Here is a 21,015-nt window from a genome sequence, read left to right on the forward strand (position 1 = left end):
AATTGCGCCTCGACTTCGGTGATGGAAGAGTTCTAATAGTTTCGCCGGTTCTGCGGCGTTCCGTCGTTCGATCCGCCTCCCCAACAGGTCATCGCGATGCAGTACAATCAATTCTTTCAAGACGCTCTCACCCGCCTTCACGACGAGCGTCGTTACCGGGTGTTCGCTGATCTCGAGCGGATTGCCGGCAGGTTCCCGCACGCCACGTGGCACTCGAACTCCGGACCTCGCGATGTCGTGATCTGGTGCTCCAACGATTACTTGGGCATGGGCCAGCATCCGAAGGTGGTCGGCGCGATGGTCGAGACCGCGACGCGGATCGGCACCGGCGCCGGCGGCACTCGCAATATCGCCGGCACGCATCATCCTCTGGTGCAGCTCGAGCAGGAAATCGCCTCGCTGCACGGCAAGGAAGCGGCGCTGCTGTTCACCTCGGGCTACGTCTCCAACCAGACCGGCCTCTCGACGCTGGGCAGGCTGATCCCGAACTGCCTGATCCTGTCGGATGCGCTCAACCACAACTCGATGATCGAAGGCATCCGCCAGTCGGGTTGCGAACGCGTGGTGTGGCGCCACAACGATACGGCGCATCTCGAAGAGCTGCTGATCGCCGCCGGTCCGGACCGGCCGAAGCTGATCGCCTTCGAGAGCCTGTACTCGATGGACGGCGACACCGCCCCTCTGGCGAAGATCTGCGACCTCGCCGAGAAGTACAACGCGATGACCTACTGCGACGAAGTGCACGCGGTCGGCATGTACGGTGCGCACGGCGCCGGCGTCGCCGAGCGTGACGGCGTGATGGCGCGCATCGACATCATCGAAGCGACCCTCGCCAAGGCGTTCGGCTGCCTCGGCGGCTACATCACCGGCAAGACCGAAGTGATCGACGCCGTACGCTCCTACGCGCCGGGCTTCATCTTCACCACCGCACTGCCGCCGCCGATCTGCGCCGCCGCGACCGCCGCGATCAAGCATCTGCGCAGCTCGACCTGGGAGCGTGAGCGCCATCAGGACCGCGCCGCGCGTGTCAAGGCGGTGCTGAACAACGCCGGCATTCCGGTGATGCCGACCGACACCCATATCGTGCCGGTGTTCGTCGGCGACGCCGAGAAGTGCAAGAAGGCGTCGGATCTGCTGCTCGAACATCACGGCATCTACATCCAGCCGATCAACTACCCGACCGTCGCCCGCGGCCTCGAACGCCTCCGCATCACGCCGTCGCCGTATCACGACGACAAGCTGATCGACGCGCTCGCCGAAGCCCTGGTACAGGTCTGGAACGAGCTCGGCCTGCCGCTCGGAGCCAAGGCGATCGCTGCGGAGTGATCCGTACCGCTCGCGCGACGCTGTAACGATTTCGGCGGGGGCGCCCGCGGCTGGGAAAAATCCCTGTCGCAGGCGCCCCTTCTGTTTTGGTAGACTTGCGATTGCGTCCCGCAGGCCGGCACCTGGCGGGCTGCGCGGGAAGTGGTTGATCGATCGCCTGCCGCCTGACGCGAGGGAGCACGACCGCGATGCTGCACGACTGGGGCGTGATCGCAGCCGCCCTCGCCTACATCGGGTTTCTGTTCTACGTCGCGAGCTGGGGTGACCGGCTGTCGCAAGGCCAGCGCGAGCGTGCCGGCGGACTGATCTACCCGCTGTCGCTGGCGATCTATTGCACCTCCTGGACTTTCTTCGGCTCGGTCGGCTCCGCCAGCCGCTCCAGCTTCGATTTCCTGGCGATCTATGTCGGCCCGGTTCTGGTGGTCCTGGTCGCCACGCCGCTGCTGCGCCGCGTCATCCGGCTGGCGAAATCGCAGAACATCACCTCGATCGCCGACTTCATCGCCGCGCGCTACGGCAAGAGCCAGAAGGTCGCGGCCGCGGTGGCGATCATCGCGATCATCGGCTCGGTGCCGTACATCGCGCTGCAACTCAAGGCGGTGTCGTCGTCGCTGCAGACCATCCTCGGCGACGGCCACAACATCGCCGACATCCCGATCGTCGGCGATATCGCGCTGATCGTGGCGATGGCGATGGCGGTGTTCACGGTGCTGTTCGGCACCCGCCAGGCCAGCGCCACCGAGCATCAGCACGGCCTGATGCTGGCGGTCGCCACCGAATCCATCGTCAAGCTGGTGGCGTTCCTCGCCGCCGGCATCTTCGTCACCTTCTGGATGTTCAGCCCGTCGGCGCTGATCGAGCGCGCAATGCAGATGCCGGAAGCGGTGCGCGCGCTCGACCAGACTTCGCCGGCCAACTTCCTGACGATGACGGCGCTGTCGTTCTGCGCCTTCATGATGCTGCCGCGGCAATTCCACGTCAGCGTGGTGGAGAATTCCAACGACGCCGAAGTCGGCCGCGCCCGCTGGCTGTTTCCGCTGTATCTGGTGGCCATCAATCTGTTCGTGATTCCGATCGCGCTGGCAGGGCTGGTCAAGTTCCCGTTCGGGAAGGTCGACAGCGACATGTACGTGCTGGCGCTGCCGATCGAGGCCGACGCGCCGATGCTCAGCGTCGCAGTGTTCATCGGCGGGCTGTCGGCGGCGACCGCGATGGTGATCGTCGAATGCGTGGCGCTGGCCGTGATGGTGTCGAACGATCTGGTGATGCCGCTGGTGCTGAAGCGCCAGGGCGCGCCACGGCCCGACGCGCAACGCAATTTCGGCCGCTTCCTGCTGACGGTGCGGCGGGTCGCGATCTTCGCGATTCTGATCCTCGCCTATCTGTATTATCGCGCCCTCGGCAACACCCAGCTCGCGGCGATCGGGCTGTTGTCGTTCGCCGCGATCGCGCAATTCGCACCGGCGTTCTTCGGCGGCCTGATCTGGCGTCGCGCCACCGCACGCGGCGCGATCGGCGGACTCCTGGTCGGGTTCGCGGTGTGGGCCTACACGCTGTTCATTCCGAGCTTCATGGAGAACTCGACTGCCGGGCTGCTGCTGTTGCAGCACGGCCCGTGGGGGATCGAATCGCTGCGGCCGCAGGCGCTGTTCGGCGCCGATCTGCCGCCGCTGCTGCACGGCGTGCTGTGGAGCCTGTCGCTCAACCTCGTCGCCTATATCGTGCTGTCGCTGCTGCGGCAGCCGACGTCGATCGAGCGGCTGCAGGCCGAGGTGTTCGTCCCCGACGCGCTGACGCCGATGACTCCGGCGTTCCGGCGCTGGCGCACCACCGTCACGGTGCAGGACATCGTCGGCGCAGTGTCGCAATATCTCGGCCCGGACCGCGCCCGGGACTCGTTCCGCAACTTCGCCGCCGGCCGCCGCATCACGCTCGATCCGGCCGCGCCGGCAGATTTCGAGCTGCTCAAGCACGCCGAGCATCTGATCGCCTCGTCGATCGGCGCGGCGTCGTCGCGGCTGGTGCTGTCGCTGCTGCTGCGCAAGCGCACCGTCTCGGCTGAAGCGGCGCTGAAGCTGCTCGACGACTCCCACGCCGCGCTGCATTTCAACCGCGAGATCCTGCAGACCGCCCTCAACCACGTCCGCCAGGGCATCGCGGTGTTCAATCCCGAGCTGCAACTGATCTGCTCGAACCGGCAGTTCGGCGAGATCCTCGGCCTGCCGCCGCACATCATCCAGATCGGCATTCCGCTGATCGAGATCCTGGAATTCCTCGCCAGCAACAGCATCGCCCCGATCGACGCCGAAGCGCACACCCAGATGCGGATGGCGGCCTACACCACCGAGGGCGAGCCGTTCATCGAGCGGTTTCCCGAGCGGCATCTGGTGGTCGAGGTCCGCGCCAACCGGATGCCCGACGGCGGGCTGGTGATCACCTTCTCGGACGTCACCCCGAGCTTCGAAGCCGCCGAGGCGCTGGAGCGCGCCAACGCCACGCTGGAACGCCGGGTGCGCGAACGCACCGAGGAACTGACGCGGCTGAATTCGCAGCTCGCCTTGGCCAAGAGCACGGCCGAAGAAGCCAACATCTCCAAGACCCGCTTCCTCGCCGCCGCCAGCCACGACATCCTGCAGCCGCTGAACGCAGCGCGGCTGTACGCCACCAGCCTGGTGGAACGCCAGGCCGGCGGCGAAGACTCGCGGCTGGTCGACAACATCGACGAGTCGCTGCAGGCGATCGAAGAAATCATCGGCGCGCTGCTCGACATTTCCCGGCTCGACGCCGGCGCGATGACGCCGTCGCTGTCGAATTTCGTGATCGGCGATCTGATGCGCTCGCTGGAGATCGAATTCGCCCCGACCGCGCGTGCCAAGGGGCTCGACCTCACCTTCGTGCCGTGCTCGCTGCCGGTGCAGTCGGACCGGCTGATGCTGCGGCGGCTGCTGCAGAACCTGATCTCCAACGCGATCAAATACACCCCGCAGGGCCGGGTGCTGGTCGGCTGCCGGCGGCAGGGCCAGTCGCTGCGGATCGGCATCTACGACACCGGGGTGGGGGTGCCGATCCTCAAGCGCGGCGAGATCTTCAAGGAGTTCCATCGGCTCGAACAGGGCGCGCGGATCGCCCGCGGACTCGGGCTCGGGCTGTCGATCGTCGAGCGGCTGGCGCGGGTGCTCAACCACGGCATCGCGCTGGATTCCAACCGCGGCGGCGGCTCGTGCTTCTCGGTGACGGTGACGGTCGCCGAGGTCGTCAACCACACCGCCGCGGTGACCAGCGCTACGCCATTGTCCCGCGCGTCGATGAGCGGCATCCTGGTGGTCTGCATCGAGAACGACCCGGCGATCCTCGACGGCATGAAGACGCTGCTGACCACCTGGGACGCCAAGGTGATCGCGGTCGCCGACCCGGAAGCCGCGATCCGCGCGATCGAGAGCAGCGAGCAGCGCATCACCGGCCTCCTGGTCGACTACCACCTCGACCGCGGCAACGGCATTGCGGCGATCCGTGAAATCCGCCAGCGCTTCGGCCAGAGCATTCCGGCGATCCTGATCACCGCCGACCGCAGCCCCGGCGTCCGCGCCTCGGCGCGGCAGGAAGAAATCGCGGTGCTGAACAAGCCGGTGAAAGCCGCGTCGCTGCGGGCATTGCTGAGCCAGTGGCATGCCCAGCAGCAGGTGGCGGCGGCGGAGTAATCACTTATCCTGGCACACCGACCTCATCCTGAGGAGGCCGCGCAGCGGCCGTCTCGAAGGATGAGCTGGAAGGCAAGGCCGTGCCGCCTCATGGTTCGAGACGGCGCTTCGCGCCTCCTCACCATGAGGGAAAGGCTATCTCCGTCGTACAAAAGGACTAACTCTACGACGCGATCGGTTCTTCCTGGCGCCACTGGCTGCCGGAGATCTTGGCGGCGGCGATCACCGCCTGGGTGCGGCTTTCGACGCCGAGCTTCTGCAGGATCGCCGAGACGTGGGCCTTGATGGTCGCTTCGGAGACGCCGAGCTCGTAGGCGATCTGCTTGTTGAGCAGCCCCTCGGACAGCATCATCAGCACCCGGACCTGTTGCGGGGTCAGCGTCACCAGCCGGTCGCGCAGCTTGGACGTCTCCGGATCGGACGCGGCCGACAGATCGACATCCGGCGGAACCCAGACGTCGCCGTCCAGCACCCGCAGGATCGCCTCGCCGAGCTTCTCGACACCGAACCGCTTCGGCACGAAGCCGGAGGCGCCGAAATCCAGTGAGCGGCGGATGGTCTCGACATCGTCGCTGGCGGACACCACCACCACCGGGATCGCCGGATATTGCGCGCGCAGATAGATCAGCCCGGAAAAGCCGCTGATCCCCGGCATCTTGAGGTCGAGCAGCACCAGATCGACGTCGCCCTCGCGCTCGAGCATCGCCGTCAGGTCCTCGAACGAGCCGACTTCACCTATCTTGGCCGCGGAGACCACGCTGGCGACCGCCAACCGGAGCGCATCGCGAAACAACGGATGGTCGTCGGCAATGATCAAATGCGTGCTGGCGGGGGTGGTCATGATGTCCCTTACTCGCAAGCTGGAACCGAACCGTCTTCGTTCCCGGCTCGCGACAGCAAACCGGTGGCAAGGTGTGGTGGCAAGTGTCGCCCTGTGATGGACGGCTGGCAAGGCGGACGTGGCTGCCTTGTCCGTATCATCATGCCCTCGCGCGTCACCAAAAACATTGAGCAAGCGCAACTATACGCGCTTTTGGCGTCGAAAGTCGTAATGCCGCAGGGCGGGAGCGGTGCTACGGTACACTGACGCACGGTGACCCCGCACCTTTAGGCGCGGGCCAGTCCCAACAAAAACAACAACATAGCCCTCGAAACAACCTTAGGGAGGCAGACGCTGATGGCTACACTTGCCGCAACGAGCAAGCGTTCGGGTGGAATGACCCGCGACGAGCGGTTCGTTATTCTCGCATCTTCGCTCGGTACCGTTTTCGAATGGTACGATTTCTACCTGTACGGTTCGCTCGCTGCGATCATCGGAGCGCAGTTCTTCAGCGCCTATCCGGAGGCCACCCGGGACATTTTCGCGCTGCTCGCTTTCGCCGCCGGGTTCCTGGTGCGCCCGTTCGGCGCCATCGTGTTCGGCCGGGTCGGTGACATCGTCGGCCGCAAATACACCTTCCTGGTCACCATCCTGATCATGGGCCTGTCGACCTTCATCGTCGGCCTGTTGCCCAACGCGGCGACCATCGGCATCGCTGCGCCGATCATCCTGATCAGCCTCCGCCTGCTGCAGGGCCTCGCGCTCGGCGGCGAATACGGCGGCGCCGCGACCTATGTGGCCGAGCACGCGCCGCCCGGCAAGCGCGGCTACTACACCTCGTTCATCCAGACCACCGCGACGCTCGGTCTGTTCATGTCGCTGATGGTGATTCTCGCCACACGCACCATCGTCGGCGAAGCCGCGTTCGCCGACTGGGGCTGGCGAATTCCCTTCCTGGTGTCCGTGTTGCTGCTCGGCGTCTCGGTCTGGATCCGGCTGCGGCTCAACGAGTCGCCGGTGTTCCAGAAGATGAAGGAAGAAGGCAAGAGCTCGAAGGCGCCGCTCACCGAAGCCTTCGCCAACTGGGGCAACGCCAAGATCGTGCTGATCGCGCTGCTCGGCGCGGTGATGGGCCAGGGCGTGGTCTGGTACACCGGCCAGTTCTACGCGCTGTTCTTCCTGCAATCGATCCTGAAGGTCGACGGCTACACCTCGAACCTGCTGATCGCGTGGTCGCTGCTGCTCGGCACCGGCTTCTTCATCATCTTCGGCTGGCTGTCCGACAAGATCGGCCGCAAGCCGATCATCCTGACCGGCTGCTTGATCGCGGCGCTGTCGTTCTTCCCGATCTTCCGGATGATCACCACCTACGCCAACCCGGCGCTGGAAAAGGCGATCGAGACCGTGAAGGTGCAGGTCGTTGCCGATCCGGCGGGCTGCGGCGACCTGTTCAATCCGGTCGGCACCCGCGTGTTCACAAAGCCGTGCGACACCGCACGCGACTTCCTGTCGAAGTCGTCGGTGAAGTACTCGACCGTGAACGGCCCGGCCGGCTCCGGCGTCAAGGTGATGGTGAACGACAGGGAAGTGCCCTACGCCGACGCCAAGACCTCGAATCCGCAGGTGCTCGCGGCCGTGCAGGAAGCCGGCTATCCGAAGGCCGGCAACCCGCAGATCATCAAGATGTCGCACCCGTTCGACGTGTTCAATCCGAGCACCGCCGCGGTGATCGGACTGCTGTTCGTGCTGGTGCTGTTCGTCACCATGGTCTACGGCCCGATCGCGGCGCTGCTGGTCGAACTGTTCCCGACCCGGATCCGCTACACCTCGATGTCGCTGCCGTATCACATCGGCAACGGCTGGTTCGGCGGCCTGTTGCCGGCGACCGCATTTGCGATCGTCGCCTCGACCGGCGATATCTACGCCGGCCTGTGGTACCCGATCGTGTTCGCCTCGATCACCGTGGTGGTCGGCCTGATCTTCCTGCCCGAAACCCGCAAGGTCGATATCAGCAAGACCTGATGATCAGCGGTCCGGCGCCTGCGCCGGACCGGCCAATCAGCAACGGCCGCGGAGCGATCCGCGGCCGTTTGTTTTTGGCAGTAGGAGTGAGGCCGCCAACATCATGTCCAACCTCATGGCGAGGAGGCGCGAAGCGCCGTCTCGAACCATCGACCACGGACATTGCGTACCCTTCATCCTTCGAGATCTCCGGCTTCGCCGGCTCATCAGGATGGGGGCTCCGTGCATCTTGGCGAAGAGTTATTGCTCCGTCGTGCCGATGAACTGCAGCACCACCTCGCGGCGGTGCGGCCTGGCGCGGTGCTCGATCAGGTAGATGCCCTGCCAGGTGCCGAGCGCGAGCCGGCCCTGCAGCACCGGGATCTGCAGCGACACCGACGTCAGCATGGTCTTGACGTGGGCCGGCATGTCGTCCGGCCCCTCGGTATCGTGGCGCCAGCCGGCATGTTCCGGCGCGAGCTTGTTCAGCACCGTGGCAAGATCGGCCAGCACCGTCGGATCGGCGTTCTCCTGAATCGTCAGCGAGGCCGAGGTGTGACGCACGAACACCGTGACGCCGCCGTCCTTGGCCCGCGCCTCTTTGACGAAGGCCGCGACCTCGCGGGTGATGTCGGAGAAGCCGGCGCCGCCGGTCTGCACGGTCAGCACCGACGAGGCCACGGTAGTGGCGGTCGCGTGCGCCAGCGGTGCGCGGCTCAGGGTGCGGGGTGAATTCATCGACAACCTCGCGTCGCGGCCGGTCAGATCTTGTCGCCGCTGATGTCCCGCTGCACCCGGGTCGCCATGTCGATCAGCTTGCGCCAGGCGCGCTCGAGGAAGCCCATCACCCGATCGACGTCCTGATCGCTCGGCAGCGGGATTTCCAGCTTGCGCTGGCCGTCCTTTTCGGTGACCTGCGGCTGAGGCAGCCTGTCGCTCTTCGGCATCGCCTCATCGGTCTTGGCGCCCGGCTGCCCGGCGCTGGCGAGTTGCGCTTTCAGGCTGTCATTGGCGGCGCGCAGCGCATCGGCCTCCTTCTTCAGCCGGTCGATCTCGGCCTGCAGCCGGCCGGTCTCGGCATCGAATGCGGCGCGTTCGTCGGCGATCGCGTAGCAGGCCCAGCCGCTGCCCTTGTCGGTGCAGGTCGAGACCTTGCCGGTACGGGTGTCGAGCCGCACCACGCCGTCGGCCGACGGCGTGAAGGTGTAACGGCCGTTCTCGCTGTCCGGCAGCGGCGTCTCGGCCAGGGCGCCGCCGGCGCCGCCGAACGCGATCAGCAGCGCCAGCGCCGCGACCCGGGGGCTGCGACGGGCGACGCCGCTGGGCGCCACGGCCAAAGGTGCAAAGCTCATCGGGATGCTCCCGCCTTTCGGATGAAGACCCTGCCTATATGGGGCTTCGGTTCGCCGGCCGGTACGGGGCGCGGCCGGATTTCAACGCATCCTCGAGCAGTTCGATCCGGTCCTGGCCCCAGAACACCTCGCCGTCGAGCACATAGGCCGGCGAGCCGAACACGTCGGCCGCGATGGCGTCCTGCCGGTTCTGATCGTAGGCGGCGCGAATCTGGTCCGAACCGGCATGCGCCAACAGCTTCTCGCCGGGCAGGCCGGCCGCATCGGCGAGTTCGATCAGCACATTTGGCTGGGTGAGGTCGAGCTCGCGCTCCCACACCGCGGCATAAGCGCGCTGCAGATACGGCTCGGGGTCGAGCCCGGCGGCGAGCGCCGCGATCACCACGCCGTCGGCGAGCCGCGCGTCGAACGGCCAGTGCTTCGGCCACAATTTGAAGTCGAGACCGCGCTTGTCGCGCCAGCGCTGCAGCTCGACCAGCCGGTAGTGCTGCCGCGCCGGATGCCGCTTGGCCAGCGGCAGGCCGCCGGTCTCGGAAAACAGCCCGGTCAACAGCACCGGCTTGTAGGTGAGATGAATGTCGTAGGTCTCCACCAGCCGCCGCAACTGCTGATGGCCGATATAGGCCCAGGGGGACTGGAACGAGAAGTAGTAGTCGATCCGACGCGGCATGCGCTCTCCGATGGCGGGGGGGACCTTCCGTCCGCCGCTGCGAACGGCTCGCTGGAAGCGGCCGCATCGGATCAGAGCCATTCCCGTCGTGCAAGCCGGATCATGGCGCAGCGCCGCAAACGCGCTGCGGACAAGTTATCGCATCGACTCGCAAATCATCAATAAAATCAGCCAAAACAACACTGTAGGCGGCTGCGACCGAATCTTGACTTGCCTACAGGTGGTCAGTATGGTCCGCGCGGCTTTTAAGGGTTTCTGGGGCGTTATTTCATCGTTAGCGGCAGCTGGTTCGGGTCTCCACGACATGGCGGACGACACGCACGACAGCAGCCGACCAGCGCATGAACCGCGCGACGGATCGCCTGAGGAGGCTGCGCTTTCCGCACGGCTCGGAAGCCTGGAACAACGGTTGGCCCATTCTCGGGTGAACCGGAAACTCCAGTCGGATCAATCCGAAACAGGAAGTGAAAACGGACATGCCAAAGCCTCGGCGATGGCGCTCGGTTTTCGGCTTTCATCGGAGTTGATTGCGGGCGTTCTCGGCGGAGCGGCTCTCGGCTGGGGTATCGATCGTTTGTTTTCGACCTCGCCCTGGGGTCTCATCGCGTTTGCGCTGATCGGCTTCATCGCCGGTGTGGTCAATGTGATGCGGGCAGCAGGCGTCATGGCGAAACAGTCCGAGCGACTCTGAGCGGGATCCAAGGCGCACCGATCGTTCGAATCCCGCGCAAGCTCGCGACACCGACAGACTGAGAGACGAATGGCCGCCGATCCGATCCATCAGTTCCAGATCACCAAGCTCTTCACCCTCGGTCACGTTGGCGGACAAGAAATCGCGTTCACCAACTCGTCGGCCTACATGTTCGGCACGGTGGCGCTGATCGCCGTCCTGATGCTGGTGCCGGGCCGCCAATTGGTACCGGGCCGGTTCCAGTCGATCGCGGAGCTGTCCTACGAATTCGTCGCCAACATGATACGGTCGACGGCCGGCAAGGAAGGGCTGAAGTTCTTCCCGCTGGTGTTCTCGCTGTTCATGTTCATCGCCGTCTCGAACCTGATCGGCATCGTGCCCTACACCTTCACGGTGTCGAGCCACCTGATCGTCACCGTCGCGCTGGCGCTGCTGGTGTTCTTCACGGTGCTGATCTACGGGTTTTCCAAGAACGGCCTGAAGTTCTTCAAGCTGTTCGTGCCCTCCGGCGTGCCGATCTACATCCTGCCGCTGGTCGTCTTCATCGAAGTCATCTCGTTCTTCCTCAAGCCGGTTTCGCACTCGGTGCGTCTGTTCGCCAACATGCTGGCGGGCCACATCGCGCTGAAGGTGTTCGCGAGCTTCGTGGCGATGCTCGGCGCACTGGGCATCGTCGGCTGGTTCGGCGCCGTGCTGCCGCTCGGCCTGACCATCGCGCTGACCGCGCTGGAGCTGCTGGTCGCGTTCCTGCAGGCTTATGTGTTCGCCATTTTGACTTGCATCTATCTCAACGATGCAATTCATCCGGGCCACTAAAGACCCACTCGCAAACGACTACACCCAACCCCAACAGGAGTTCGTTACATGGATCCGATTGCCGCGAAGTACATTGGCGCTGGTATTGCCTGCATTGGCATGGGCGGCGCCGGCGCTGGCGTGGGCATCATCTTCGGCAACTACCTCGCCGCTGCGGTGCGTAACCCCTCGGCCGCCCAGGGCCAGTTCGGCAACCTGATTTTCGGCTTCGCGGTGACCGAAGCGCTCGGCATCTTCTCGCTGCTGATCGCGCTGCTGCTGCTGTTCGCCCTCTAAGATCCAAAATCCGGTCCTGACCTTCCGGGGTCGTGACCGGCCGAACAGGAGAAGCCCGTGGCTCAAGGTCATGGCGACGCCAAGGGCACCACTGCCCACACGGAAGCGGGCGGAGGCCACAAGGCGCCGTTCCCGCCCTTCCAGCAGGAAACCTTTGCCTCGCAACTGGTGTCGCTGGCGATCGCATTCGTTGCGCTCTACCTGATCGTTTCCAAGATCGCACTGCCGCGCGTCGGCGGTGTGATCGAAGAGCGGCAGAAGACCATCGACGGCGATCTGGCGGCGGCTCAGAAGCTGAAGGGCGAGGCGGACGACGCGCTGAAAGCCTATGAGGCCGAACTCGCCGACGCCCGCGCCCGGGCCCAGGCGATCGGCGCGGAAACCCGCGAAAAGCTCAACGCGCAGGCGGAAGCCGAGCGCAAGACGCTGGAACAGCGGCTGGCGGCGAAGCTCGCCGACGCCGAAAAGACCATCGCAGCCACCCGAACGGCGGCGATGGGTAACGTGCGCAACATCGCTTCGGACGCCGCTTCGGCGATCGTCCAGCAGCTTGCCGGCGTCACGCCGGACGGCAAGGCGGTGGACAGCGCGGTCGACGCTTCGTTGAAGGGTTGAGGCTGATGGCAATCTTCGCAGAAGCAGAGACCTGGGTCGCCGTCGCGTTCGTGATCCTGCTCGCCGTGTTCGCTTATTTCGGCGTGCACCGCACCGTGCTGCAGGCGCTGGACAAGCGTCGCGACCGGATCAAGGCGGAGCTCGACGAAGCGCGCAAGCTGAAGGACGAGGCCGCCAAGCTGCTCGCCGACTATCGGGCGCGCCGGGCCTCGGCCGAACGCGAAGCGCAGGCGATCGTCGAGAGCGCCAAGGCGGATGCCGAGCGGATCGCGGCGGAAGCCAAGGCCAAGCTGGAAGACTTCGTCGCCCGTCGCACCAAGAGTGCAGAGAGCAAGATCGCCCTCGCCGAAGCCCAGGCGCTCGCCGACGTTCGTGCGGCGGCGGCCGAAGCCGCGGTGGCCGCAGCCTCCCGGATCCTGTCCGAGTCGGTCAAGGGCAACCTCGCCGACGAACTGCTCAACAAAGGCATCCAGGAAGTCCGCGGCAAACTCAATTGAGCTGACGCCTCCTCGAGCAAATCAAAGGCCGGCGCGAGCGATCGCGCCGGCCTTTTTCGTTTGATTTGCCGATCGTCTCCGCCATCCCCTGGAGAGGAAAGGTCGACCAGCCGGCTGCGGAGCAGGATGCAGGGCGGGGGTGAGGGTGAGCCACGAATCCGGCGATCCTGTATTTAGAGCGGTTCATCGTTTGATTGAAACGATCCAACCTTTCCGAAGACACTGAGTCCTCACCCTGAGGAGCCCGGCGAAGCCGGGCGTCTCGAAGGATGGGGCAACGCATTCCGTGCGTCACATGGTTCGAGACGGCGCTACGCGCCTCCTCACCATGAGGTTGTGCGTGTGGCAGGCGGTGCGGATCAGCTCCGATTCGATGAAAAGAAGAACTGCTCTAGCACGCGGAACGAGCCCGCCGGAACAGGCGCGGGCATGCCTCTCGGTCTTCTCACCAACCGACCCCGCGCTCGGTGCGCGAGCGCCCCTCCCCCTCCGGGGGAACGTGAAGGGGGGCGTCTCGCTTACTTCCGCCTGCTTCGCGGCTCCGGCTTCAGCGCCTGCGGATCGAAGCCGACATAGAACACGTAGGCATCGTTGGCCGCGACCGACGGTGCCGGATAGGCGACGTCCTCGGCCACCAGGCTGAACGGCACGCTGCCGTCAGGCTGCATCGAGACGCTGGTACGGTATGCCTTGGTGAAGACCGTCTTCGGCGACACGCCTTCCTGAACCACGGCGACGCGCAGCGGCACGTCCACCGAGGTCGGCGCGCCGGCGGGACCGGCGATGATCCGGCCCTGGATGCCGATCTTGGCCGTGATGATGCCGGAGTTGAGATTGCATTCGCGCGCCGTGCGGCTGATGACCGCCTGATAGCGCAGATCGGCGCCGGCCGCCTCCTTGCCAGGCAGGCCGACCGCATAGGTCGAAGCCCCGGAGCGCACCGTCACCGAGGGGCAGGTCAATTGGCTCTCGACTGGCGGACCGTTGGAGACGGTCGGGTCCGGCTGCTGCTGCGAGGAGCCGCCGAACAGGCTCTTGAAACGATCGGTGATCGACTGCGACCACGCCGGCGTCGCCGCCAGCACCGCGCCGCAGAACCCCACCACGACAGTGACCCGCGCCGCTTGCCAAGCCCGCCGCCGCGCCGACACCCGTTCAATCTCCTGAGCCATTCACCCTACCCGGTCCGTGCACTCGTTTCGACCGCCGGGGTTATAGCAAAGCAAAGCCGGCGAACCAAAGGCACCCGACGTTGCAATGCGTGTCGAATCAGCCGCGAAAATCCTCGTGCAGCAGACCGAACAACAGATGGTCCTGCCAGACGCCGTTGATGCAGAGATAGCGCCGCGCCAACCCCTCCCGGGTGAAGCCGCATTTCTCCAGCACGCGGATCGACGGTGCATTGGTGGGGATACAGGCGGCTTCGACCCGGTGCAGGTTGAGCTCGCCGAACAGGGTCGGCAGCAGCACCCGCAGCGCGGCGGTCATATAGCCCTGGTGGGCGAACGGCTGGCCGATCCAGTAGCCGATGGTCCCGGCCTGGACGATGCCGCGCCGGACATTAGCCAGCGTGACGCCGCCGACCAGCTGGCCGCCCTGCTCGCGAAACACCAGAAACGGATAGGATCGGTCGGCGGCAATATCCTCGGCGTAGCGCCGCAGCCGCCGCCGGAAGCCGGCCCGGGTCAGATCGTCCGACGGCCAGATCGGCTCCCACGGCGTCAGATAGGCCCGGCTGTATTCGCGCAGCTCCGCCCATTGCGGAAAGTCCGCCATTTGCGGGGCGCGTAGCAGAAGCCCATGGCCGCGCGGCGCTAGTGCTGCAGGTCCGACGGACGGCATTCGAAACAGCGCCATGGGCGGCACTCCCGACCCGCGACCCGGCGGGCCTCGAACGCCGCGACTGCGGCGTCAGCTCAATGATAGGACGTCTTGGCCTTGGATTGTGTCAAGCCTTCCGCATGGCCGACAGCTCTGTCGAGACCGCGGCCGCTGCCGAGCGCCACCACCGCAGGCCGGCTGCGCGCCAGCAGCGTGCGCCCGGCTTCGCGTGCGGTTTCGATGGTGACGGCATCGATCCGCCCGACCAGTTCGTCGACCGGCAACGGCCGGCCATAGGCCAGGATGTGGCGGGCGAGTTGCTCGGCGCGCGACGAACAGCTCTCCAGCGCCATCAGCAGGCCGGCCTTCATCTGAGCCTTGGCACGGGAGATCTCGGCATCCGTCAGCGTGTCGACCGCCTCGTTGATGACGTCGACGATCACTTCCATCATCTCCGGCGCGTCGGCCGGATCGGTGCCGGTGTAGAGCCCGAAGAACCCGGTGTCGCTGTAGGGCGCGTGGAAGGTGTAGATCGAGTAGCACAGCCCGCGCTTTTCCCGCACCTCCTGGAACAGCCGCGACGACATCCCGCCGCCGAGAATGTTGGTGAACACCTGCATGCTGAACAGCGTCGGCGCCCCCTGCGGCAGCCCTTCCAGCGCCAGGGTGAGATGCGCCTGCTCCAGATCGCGATGCACCACGCGGGAGCCGCCGGCGCCGAACATCGCCGGCTGCGGCTTCGGAGCCGGGGTGGCGTCGAAGCTGGCGAAGCGGTGCGACACCTCTTCGACGATGCGGGCGTGATCGACGGCGCCGGCCGCCGCCACCACCATGTCGGGCCCGCGATAATGCGTCGACAGATAGGATTGCAGTTTCTCGCGGCTGAAGCTCTTCAGCGTCTTGGCGGTGCCGAGCAGCGAGCGGCCGATCGGCTGCTCCGGATAGCAAAGCTCGTTGAGATACTCGAACACCACGTCGTCGGGGGTGTCCTGCGCGGCACCGATCTCCTGCACGATCACGCTCTTCTCGCGTTCGAGCTCTTCGGCCTCGAACGACGGATTGGCCAGGATGTCGGACAATACGTCGAGCGCCAGCGGCACATCGGCCTTCATCACCCGTGCGTAATACGCCGTGGTCTCGGTCGAGGTGCCGGCATTGAGGTCGCCGCCGACCGCCTCGATCTCCTCGGCGATCTCGCGCGAGCTGCGGCGCGTGGTGCCCTTGAACGCCATGTGTTCGAGCAGATGCGAGATGCCGTGCTCGTCGGGCTTCTCGTCGCGGCCGCCGACGCCGGTCCAGACGCCGAGCGCCGCGGTTTCCAGATGCGGCATGGTGTCGGTGACGACGGTGAGGCCGGAGGGCAGCTTGCTGACTTCGACGGTCATCCGGCGGCTCCTTGCTTGGCGGCGCGGCTCACCGCCAGCACGTGACGTTCGATCGCGACCTGATCGCGCGGCATGATCTTGATCGACTCCGGCTTGCTCATCAGCCCGCCGAGCCAGGCCGGCAGCTCCGGCCGGATGCCGCAGGCGGCTTCCACCGCGTCCGGAAACTTCGCCGCATGGGCGGTCGACAGCACGATATTCGGCACCGTGGAATCGGTGGTGTCGCGGTCGGCCACCGCCAGCGCCACCGCGGTGTGCGGATCAATCAGGTCGCCGGCCTCGCGCCAGGCGGCGCGGATCGCCGATTCGGTTTCCGCCTCGTCGGCGCGGCCGGCGTCGAACTCGTCGCGGATCGCGGCCAGCACCGCATCCGGCAGCACGAAGCGGCCGGACTGAGCCAGCGAGCCCATCAGCGAGCGGATCAGCGCGGCGTCGCGGCCGGAGGCCTCGAACAGCAGCCGCTCGAAATTCGACGACACCTGGATGTCCATCGACGGCGAGGTGGTGGCGTGGACTTCGCGCACCTCGTAGATCCCGGTCTTCAGCGTGCGCGCCAGGATGTCGTTGACGTTGGCGGCGATCTTCAGCCGGCGCACCGGCAGGCCCATCTTCTTGGCGACATAGCCGGCGAAGATGTCGCCGAAATTGCCGGTCGGCACGGTGAAGTCGACCAGCCGGTTCGGCGCGCCGAGCGCCACCGCACTGGTGAAATAGTACACCACCTGAGCGACGATCCGCGCCCAGTTGATCGAGTTGACGCCGGACAGCGCCACCTGGTCGCGGAATTTATGGTGGTTGAACAGCCCCTTCACGATCGCCTGGCAATCGTCGAAATGGCCTTCGATCGCCAGCGGATGCACGTTCGGCGCGCCGGACGTCGTCATCATCATCCGCTGCACATCGGAGATCCGGCCGTGCGGAAACAGCACCACCAGATCGACGTTGTTCAGATTGGCGAAGGCATCGACCGCGGCGCCGCCGGTGTCGCCGGAGGTCGCGACCACGATGGTGGTGCGCTGCCTGCGCTTCTCCAGCACGTGATCCATCAGCCGCGACAATAACTGCATCGCAACGTCCTTGAACGCCAGCGTCGGACCGTGGAACAGCTCGAGCACGAACTGGCTCGGGCCGGTCTGGCGCAGCGGCACCACCGCCGGGTGGCGGAAGGTGGCGTAGGCGTCGCTGGCCATGCGGCCGAGTTCGGCGTCGGAAATCTCGCCGGCGACGAACGGCCGGATCACCTCGACGGCGACCTCCCAATACGGCCGGCCGAACAGGCTGGTGATGGTGTCGGGGCTGAGCTGCGGCCAGACTTCGGGAATATACAGCCCGCCGTCACGGGCGAGCCCGGTCAGCATCACATCGCAGAAGCCGAGGCGCGGGGCGTCGCCCCGGGTCGAAACATAGGTCGTCAAGGGTGCCTCCAAAGGCCCGGCCTAACGCCCAAGCCTTTGATATTGATCGAGTTCAGTCTCACGCGCGGGTGAAATCGGGCTCACCATAAAGGAGTTTGCCGCGCAGGGGAAATCGCTGCCCTCGGAGAAGCCCCCGATCGTGGCTCTGACCGGCAACGGGACATTGTCGCTGCACGTTGCCCCTATGCAGCAGGGGTGATGCCGCTTCAAAGAAGGTCGGTGAACTCCTCCACCGTCAGCCCGGTCTGCCGGATAATCGATCGCAGGGTGCCCGGCTTCAGATCTCGTCCTGCATGGACCGGAACCGTCACGGTGCGCGCCGGATCGCCCGGATAGACCAGAACATGGTGGCTGCCGACGATCCGATCGACGACAAAACCCGTTCTCATGAGCGCCTGGATCACCCGCCTGCCGCCGACGACCGGCAGCCGGCCGTCACCCATGTCAGGCGGCCACAGTCACGTGGCGAATTTCGGGATGCGCATCGGATGGAGGCGCCCTTCCCTGGTCCCGTCGGTAGGCGAGGACTGCACGGATCGCCTCCTCGGCGTTGGCGAGCGCTTCCTGCTCGCTGTCCCCCTCCGTCACGACCTCGGGCAGCGCCGGGACGAGCACCGTGAAACCGCCGCCTTCCTGGGGCTCGAGAATGACCGAGTAGCTGTAGCTTGACGGCATGAGGTGCTCCTGGACCCACAAGGACTGAACCAGACCAGCGCTTCCAGGCGGATCCTACACGATGCGCTGGAAGCTGGCCAAGCCCGCGGCGTCAACCGAGAACGGGGGTGGAGCCTCGGCGTTGGCCGTGCAGCCAGAACGCAAATGCGACCGCTACCGCCAGCGCCAGCCCTAACCAGGTGATTGCGTATTGCAGATGGTTGTCGCGCAGATGCACGCCGAGCCGCCCCGGCTTCGGCACGCCGGCGGCCGGGACCGGCGCTTCGAGGTCGACGTAGAACGGCGCGACCGCGGCCGGTCTGTCCCAACCGAGCGCGGCGGCCATCGCCGGCACGTCGCGGGTGAACCACAGCCGCTTGTCGAGATTCGGCGCCGGAGCGAACAGCCCGGGCTGCTCGGGAAACCGCAAGTATCCGGTCAGCATGACCGGCTCGCCGCTTCGAAGCGGCGCGACGGCGCGATCCTCGGCGCCGCGCTCCTGCATGGTGTTGGGCACGAAGCCGGCATTGATCACCACGATGCGGCCGTCCGCCAGCCGCGCCGGCAGGAACGCCCAGGTGCCCGGGCCGGCGACGTCGTCGCGCACCGCCGAGCCGGACGAGTACACCATCGCGCCCGGCAGCTTCAGATAGGTCGCGGCAAAGCGGACGCGGCGGAATTCGTCGTGCGCGGGATCGAGCGACGGCCAGTCGGGCGCGGCCGGCAGCGCCACCGGCTCGGCCGCGAGCCGCTCGTGCAGCGCCGTGATCAGCCGATGCTTCTCGTCCCGCCGCTGCAGTTGCCAAAACCCGAGCGACAGCAGCACCGCCACCATGGTCAGCGCGATCAGGCTCATCCCGGCGATGCTGCGCCGGCGCGCCGCGGCCGTCATGGCCGATCGCGGCCGACCAGCCGGCCCTCCTGCGCCTTGTGGTGGAATTGCAGCGCGATCAACAGCGCCTTGATCGAGCGCAGCGGCAACAGCGTGGTGACCAGCACCAGCGGCAGCCACAGCACCGCATGCAGCCAGAACGGCGGCTGATACTTCACCTCGACGATCAGCGCACACAGCACCACGACCGCGCCGCCGATCAGGATGGTGAACACCGCAGCGCCGTCGCCGACGTCGGTGAAGCCGAAGTCGAGCCCGCACACCTCGCAGCGCGGCGCCAGCGTCAGGAAGCCGGCATACAGCCGCCCCTCGCCGCAGCGCGGACAGCGGCACGCAATGCCACGCAGCGCGCTCTGCAGGACGGTGGGAGCCTGATCGATCCGCTCCGTCATTGCGAGCCGAAGGCGAGGCAATCCAGGGCCCGGTGCATGGCGCTCCTGGACTGCTTGGTCGCTTCGCTCCTCGCAATGACCGATTGGTGCCGGCTCATCATCGTGCAGCCTTGAAAGCAGGGAGGGCGGTCGCTGGCGCCGCTCCCCGCGGATCGGCCGGGCTCAGCCGCCGTGCGCCATGGTCGAGGCGCCGTGGCCCCAGACGTAGATGCAGACGAACAGGAACAGCCAGACCACGTCGACGAAATGCCAGTACCAGGCGGCGAATTCGAAGCCGAGATGCTGCTTCGGCGTGAAGTGCCCGGCATAGGCGCGGATCAGGCACACCGCCAGGAAGATGGTGCCGACCAGCACGTGGAAGCCGTGGAAGCCGGTCGCCATGAAGAAGGTGGCGCCGTAGACGTTGCCGGCGAACGAGAAGCTGGCGTGGGTGTATTCGTAGACCTGCACGCAGGAGAACGTCGCGCCGAGCAGGATGGTGAAGATCAGCCCCTGCTTCAGCCCCTTGCGGTCGTTGTGCAGCAGGGCGTGGTGCGCCCAGGTCACCGTGGTGCCGGAGGTCAGCAGGATCAGCGTGTTGAGCAGCGGCAGATGCCACGGATCGAACGTCTCGATCCCCTTCGGCGGCCACACCCCGCCGAACAGTTCGGCGCGGGCGGCGTGCACCGGATCGGCCGGGAACAGCGCCGCGTTGAAGTAGGCCCAGAACCAGGCGACGAAGAACATCACCTCCGAGGCGATGAACAGGATCATGCCGTAGCGGTGGCTGAGCTGCACCACGCGCGTGTGGTCGTGCTGATACTCGGCCTCGCGGATCACGTCGCTCCACCAGCTCGCCATGGTGTAGAGCACGCCGACGACGCCGATGCCGAACACCATCGGGGCCCCCTGGAACATCTGGTGCATCCAGGCGACCGCGCCGAGCGCCATGACGAACGCCGACACCGAGCCGACGAACGGCCACGGGCTCGGATCGACGAGGTGGTAGTCGTGGTGCTTGACGTGCGCCGTGGCCATTGTCGCTCTCCGTTTCGGTCCCTCCGGGACGGCGTTGCTTAAGTCCCGGTCTGTTCTTGTTGCAGCGTTTCCTGTCAGAGATTGCCCTTGCGCGGCGCCTGCTCGCTGGAAGCCACCGGCTTCGGCGCCGGATCGCGCACCGGGTAATAGGTGTAGGACAAGGTGATGGTCTTGACGGTGTCGTTTTCCGGATCGGCGGCGAACGCCGGATCGACGTAGAACACCACCGGCATGTCACGGCTCTCGCCCGCCGCCAGGCTCTGCTCGGTGAAGCAGAAGCAATTGATCTTGGTGAAGTAGGAGCCGACCGTCAGCGGCGTGACGTTGTAGGCCGCCTGCCCGGTGGTGTCGGAGCGCGACAGATTGGTGATGCGGTAATAGATCGTCACCACCTTGCCGATCGGCACCTCGATCTCGCGCTGCTCCGGCTCGAATTTCCACGGCAGCCCGTTGACGTTGGCGTCGAACCCGACGGTCACGGTCCGGGTCAGCGGCGCGGCGCTCGGCGCCGCGCGCGCCACCTGGGTGGTGCCGTTGAACCCGGTGGTGCGGCAGAACCAGTTGTAGAACGGCACCGCGGCGAACGACGCCCCCACCATCAGCGCCACCACCAGGCCGCACACCGCCGCCACCGCGGTGTCACGCCCGAACCCGCGGCGCGGCGCCGGCGGAGCTTG

The 21,015-nt window shown here is 66.2% G+C and carries 21 protein-coding genes and 1 pseudogene; 8 read left to right on the plus strand and 14 right to left on the minus strand.

The window, feature by feature from the left end; translation table 11 throughout:
• Positions 1 to 96: 96 nt before the first annotated feature.
• Positions 97 to 1,326, plus strand: a complete 1,230-nt coding sequence (hemA, locus tag DWA33_RS19900) for a 5-aminolevulinate synthase (protein ID WP_114360254.1) — start codon at positions 97 to 99, stop codon at positions 1,324 to 1,326.
• 188 nt (positions 1,327 to 1,514) lie between these two features.
• The gene (locus DWA33_RS19905) at positions 1,515 to 5,024 is read left to right on the plus strand and encodes a hybrid sensor histidine kinase/response regulator (protein ID WP_114360255.1); all 3,510 of its coding nucleotides are present in this window, start codon (positions 1,515 to 1,517) and stop codon (positions 5,022 to 5,024) included.
• A 163-nt stretch (positions 5,025 to 5,187) separates the two neighbouring features.
• On the opposite strand, the gene DWA33_RS19910 is transcribed toward DWA33_RS19905, so the two are convergent.
• On the minus strand, positions 5,188 to 5,865 hold the full coding sequence (locus tag DWA33_RS19910) for a response regulator transcription factor (protein WP_114360256.1): 678 nt from the start codon (positions 5,863 to 5,865) through the stop codon (positions 5,188 to 5,190).
• Between the two features lie 336 nt (positions 5,866 to 6,201).
• Between DWA33_RS19910 and DWA33_RS19915 the strand changes: the two genes are divergently transcribed.
• Complete coding sequence (locus DWA33_RS19915; RefSeq protein ID WP_114360257.1) at positions 6,202 to 7,866, plus strand: MFS transporter; 1,665 nt, start codon at positions 6,202 to 6,204, stop codon at positions 7,864 to 7,866.
• A 240-nt stretch (positions 7,867 to 8,106) separates the two neighbouring features.
• Here the strand turns inward: DWA33_RS19915 and DWA33_RS19920 are convergent, their stop codons facing one another.
• From DWA33_RS19920 to DWA33_RS19930, 3 genes are read right to left on the minus strand one after another with little or no spacing between them, the layout of a single operon-like run.
• A complete protein-coding gene (locus DWA33_RS19920) occupies positions 8,107 to 8,583 on the minus strand; it encodes a secondary thiamine-phosphate synthase enzyme YjbQ (RefSeq protein WP_114360258.1) in 477 nt (158 codons plus the stop codon).
• Between the two features lie 23 nt (positions 8,584 to 8,606).
• The gene (locus tag DWA33_RS19925) at positions 8,607 to 9,197 is read right to left on the minus strand and encodes a hypothetical protein (protein ID WP_114360259.1); all 591 of its coding nucleotides are present in this window, start codon (positions 9,195 to 9,197) and stop codon (positions 8,607 to 8,609) included.
• A 34-nt stretch (positions 9,198 to 9,231) separates the two neighbouring features.
• Positions 9,232 to 9,867, minus strand: coding sequence for a 2-hydroxychromene-2-carboxylate isomerase (locus DWA33_RS19930; protein ID WP_114360260.1), 636 nt, complete (start codon positions 9,865 to 9,867; stop codon positions 9,232 to 9,234).
• Positions 9,868 to 10,171: 304 nt separating this feature from the next.
• On the opposite strand from DWA33_RS19930, the gene DWA33_RS19935 reads away from it, so the two are divergent.
• From DWA33_RS19935 to DWA33_RS19955, 5 genes are all read left to right on the plus strand, one after another.
• Positions 10,172 to 10,558, plus strand: a complete 387-nt coding sequence (locus tag DWA33_RS19935; RefSeq protein ID WP_114360261.1) for an AtpZ/AtpI family protein — start codon at positions 10,172 to 10,174, stop codon at positions 10,556 to 10,558.
• 69 nt (positions 10,559 to 10,627) lie between these two features.
• Complete coding sequence (locus DWA33_RS19940; protein ID WP_114360262.1) at positions 10,628 to 11,374, plus strand: F0F1 ATP synthase subunit A; 747 nt, start codon at positions 10,628 to 10,630, stop codon at positions 11,372 to 11,374.
• A 48-nt stretch (positions 11,375 to 11,422) separates the two neighbouring features.
• Positions 11,423 to 11,650: a F0F1 ATP synthase subunit C gene (locus DWA33_RS19945; RefSeq protein ID WP_009796340.1), complete on the plus strand. Its 228-nt coding sequence runs from the start codon at positions 11,423 to 11,425 to the stop codon at positions 11,648 to 11,650.
• A gap of 57 nt (positions 11,651 to 11,707) precedes the next feature.
• On the plus strand, positions 11,708 to 12,265 hold the full coding sequence (locus tag DWA33_RS19950) for a F0F1 ATP synthase subunit B (RefSeq protein WP_107343013.1): 558 nt from the start codon (positions 11,708 to 11,710) through the stop codon (positions 12,263 to 12,265).
• Positions 12,266 to 12,270: 5 nt separating this feature from the next.
• Complete coding sequence (locus tag DWA33_RS19955; RefSeq protein ID WP_114360263.1) at positions 12,271 to 12,762, plus strand: F0F1 ATP synthase subunit B family protein; 492 nt, start codon at positions 12,271 to 12,273, stop codon at positions 12,760 to 12,762.
• 518 nt (positions 12,763 to 13,280) lie between these two features.
• Here DWA33_RS19955 and DWA33_RS19965 read toward each other — a convergent pair.
• The 10 genes and pseudogenes from DWA33_RS19965 to DWA33_RS20010 form a co-directional block, all read right to left on the minus strand.
• Positions 13,281 to 13,934, minus strand: coding sequence for a hypothetical protein (locus tag DWA33_RS19965; RefSeq protein ID WP_114360264.1), 654 nt, complete (start codon positions 13,932 to 13,934; stop codon positions 13,281 to 13,283).
• Positions 13,935 to 14,031: 97 nt separating this feature from the next.
• On the minus strand, positions 14,032 to 14,619 hold the full coding sequence (locus tag DWA33_RS19970) for a GNAT family N-acetyltransferase (protein ID WP_114360265.1): 588 nt from the start codon (positions 14,617 to 14,619) through the stop codon (positions 14,032 to 14,034).
• A gap of 59 nt (positions 14,620 to 14,678) precedes the next feature.
• On the minus strand, positions 14,679 to 15,968 hold the full coding sequence (locus DWA33_RS19975) for a M16 family metallopeptidase (protein ID WP_114360266.1): 1,290 nt from the start codon (positions 15,966 to 15,968) through the stop codon (positions 14,679 to 14,681).
• A complete protein-coding gene (gene thrC / locus DWA33_RS19980) occupies positions 15,965 to 17,383 on the minus strand; it encodes a threonine synthase (RefSeq protein WP_167443245.1) in 1,419 nt (472 codons plus the stop codon). The genes DWA33_RS19975 and thrC overlap by 4 nt, the downstream gene beginning before the upstream one ends.
• A gap of 206 nt (positions 17,384 to 17,589) precedes the next feature.
• Complete coding sequence (locus DWA33_RS19985) at positions 17,590 to 17,826, minus strand: type II toxin-antitoxin system HicA family toxin (RefSeq protein ID WP_114360268.1); 237 nt, start codon at positions 17,824 to 17,826, stop codon at positions 17,590 to 17,592.
• Between the two features lies 1 nt (position 17,827).
• Positions 17,828 to 18,058, minus strand: coding sequence for a type II toxin-antitoxin system HicB family antitoxin (locus DWA33_RS19990; protein ID WP_114360282.1), 231 nt, complete (start codon positions 18,056 to 18,058; stop codon positions 17,828 to 17,830).
• Positions 18,059 to 18,149: 91 nt separating this feature from the next.
• Complete coding sequence (locus tag DWA33_RS19995) at positions 18,150 to 18,929, minus strand: SURF1 family protein (RefSeq protein ID WP_114360269.1); 780 nt, start codon at positions 18,927 to 18,929, stop codon at positions 18,150 to 18,152.
• Positions 18,926 to 19,321, minus strand: a complete 396-nt coding sequence (locus DWA33_RS20000) for a DUF983 domain-containing protein (RefSeq protein WP_114360270.1) — start codon at positions 19,319 to 19,321, stop codon at positions 18,926 to 18,928. The genes DWA33_RS19995 and DWA33_RS20000 overlap by 4 nt, the downstream gene beginning before the upstream one ends.
• A gap of 162 nt (positions 19,322 to 19,483) precedes the next feature.
• On the minus strand, positions 19,484 to 20,338 hold the full coding sequence (locus DWA33_RS20005) for a cytochrome c oxidase subunit 3 (RefSeq protein ID WP_114360271.1): 855 nt from the start codon (positions 20,336 to 20,338) through the stop codon (positions 19,484 to 19,486).
• Positions 20,339 to 20,412: 74 nt separating this feature from the next.
• A pseudogene (locus tag DWA33_RS20010) lies at positions 20,413 to 21,007 on the minus strand (cytochrome c oxidase assembly protein); the annotation flags it as partial.
• Between the last annotated feature and the right edge of the window lie 8 nt (positions 21,008 to 21,015).

It is taken from the genome of Rhodopseudomonas pentothenatexigens, assembly GCF_900218015.1.
GTDB lineage: Bacteria > Pseudomonadota > Alphaproteobacteria > Rhizobiales > Xanthobacteraceae > Rhodopseudomonas > Rhodopseudomonas pentothenatexigens.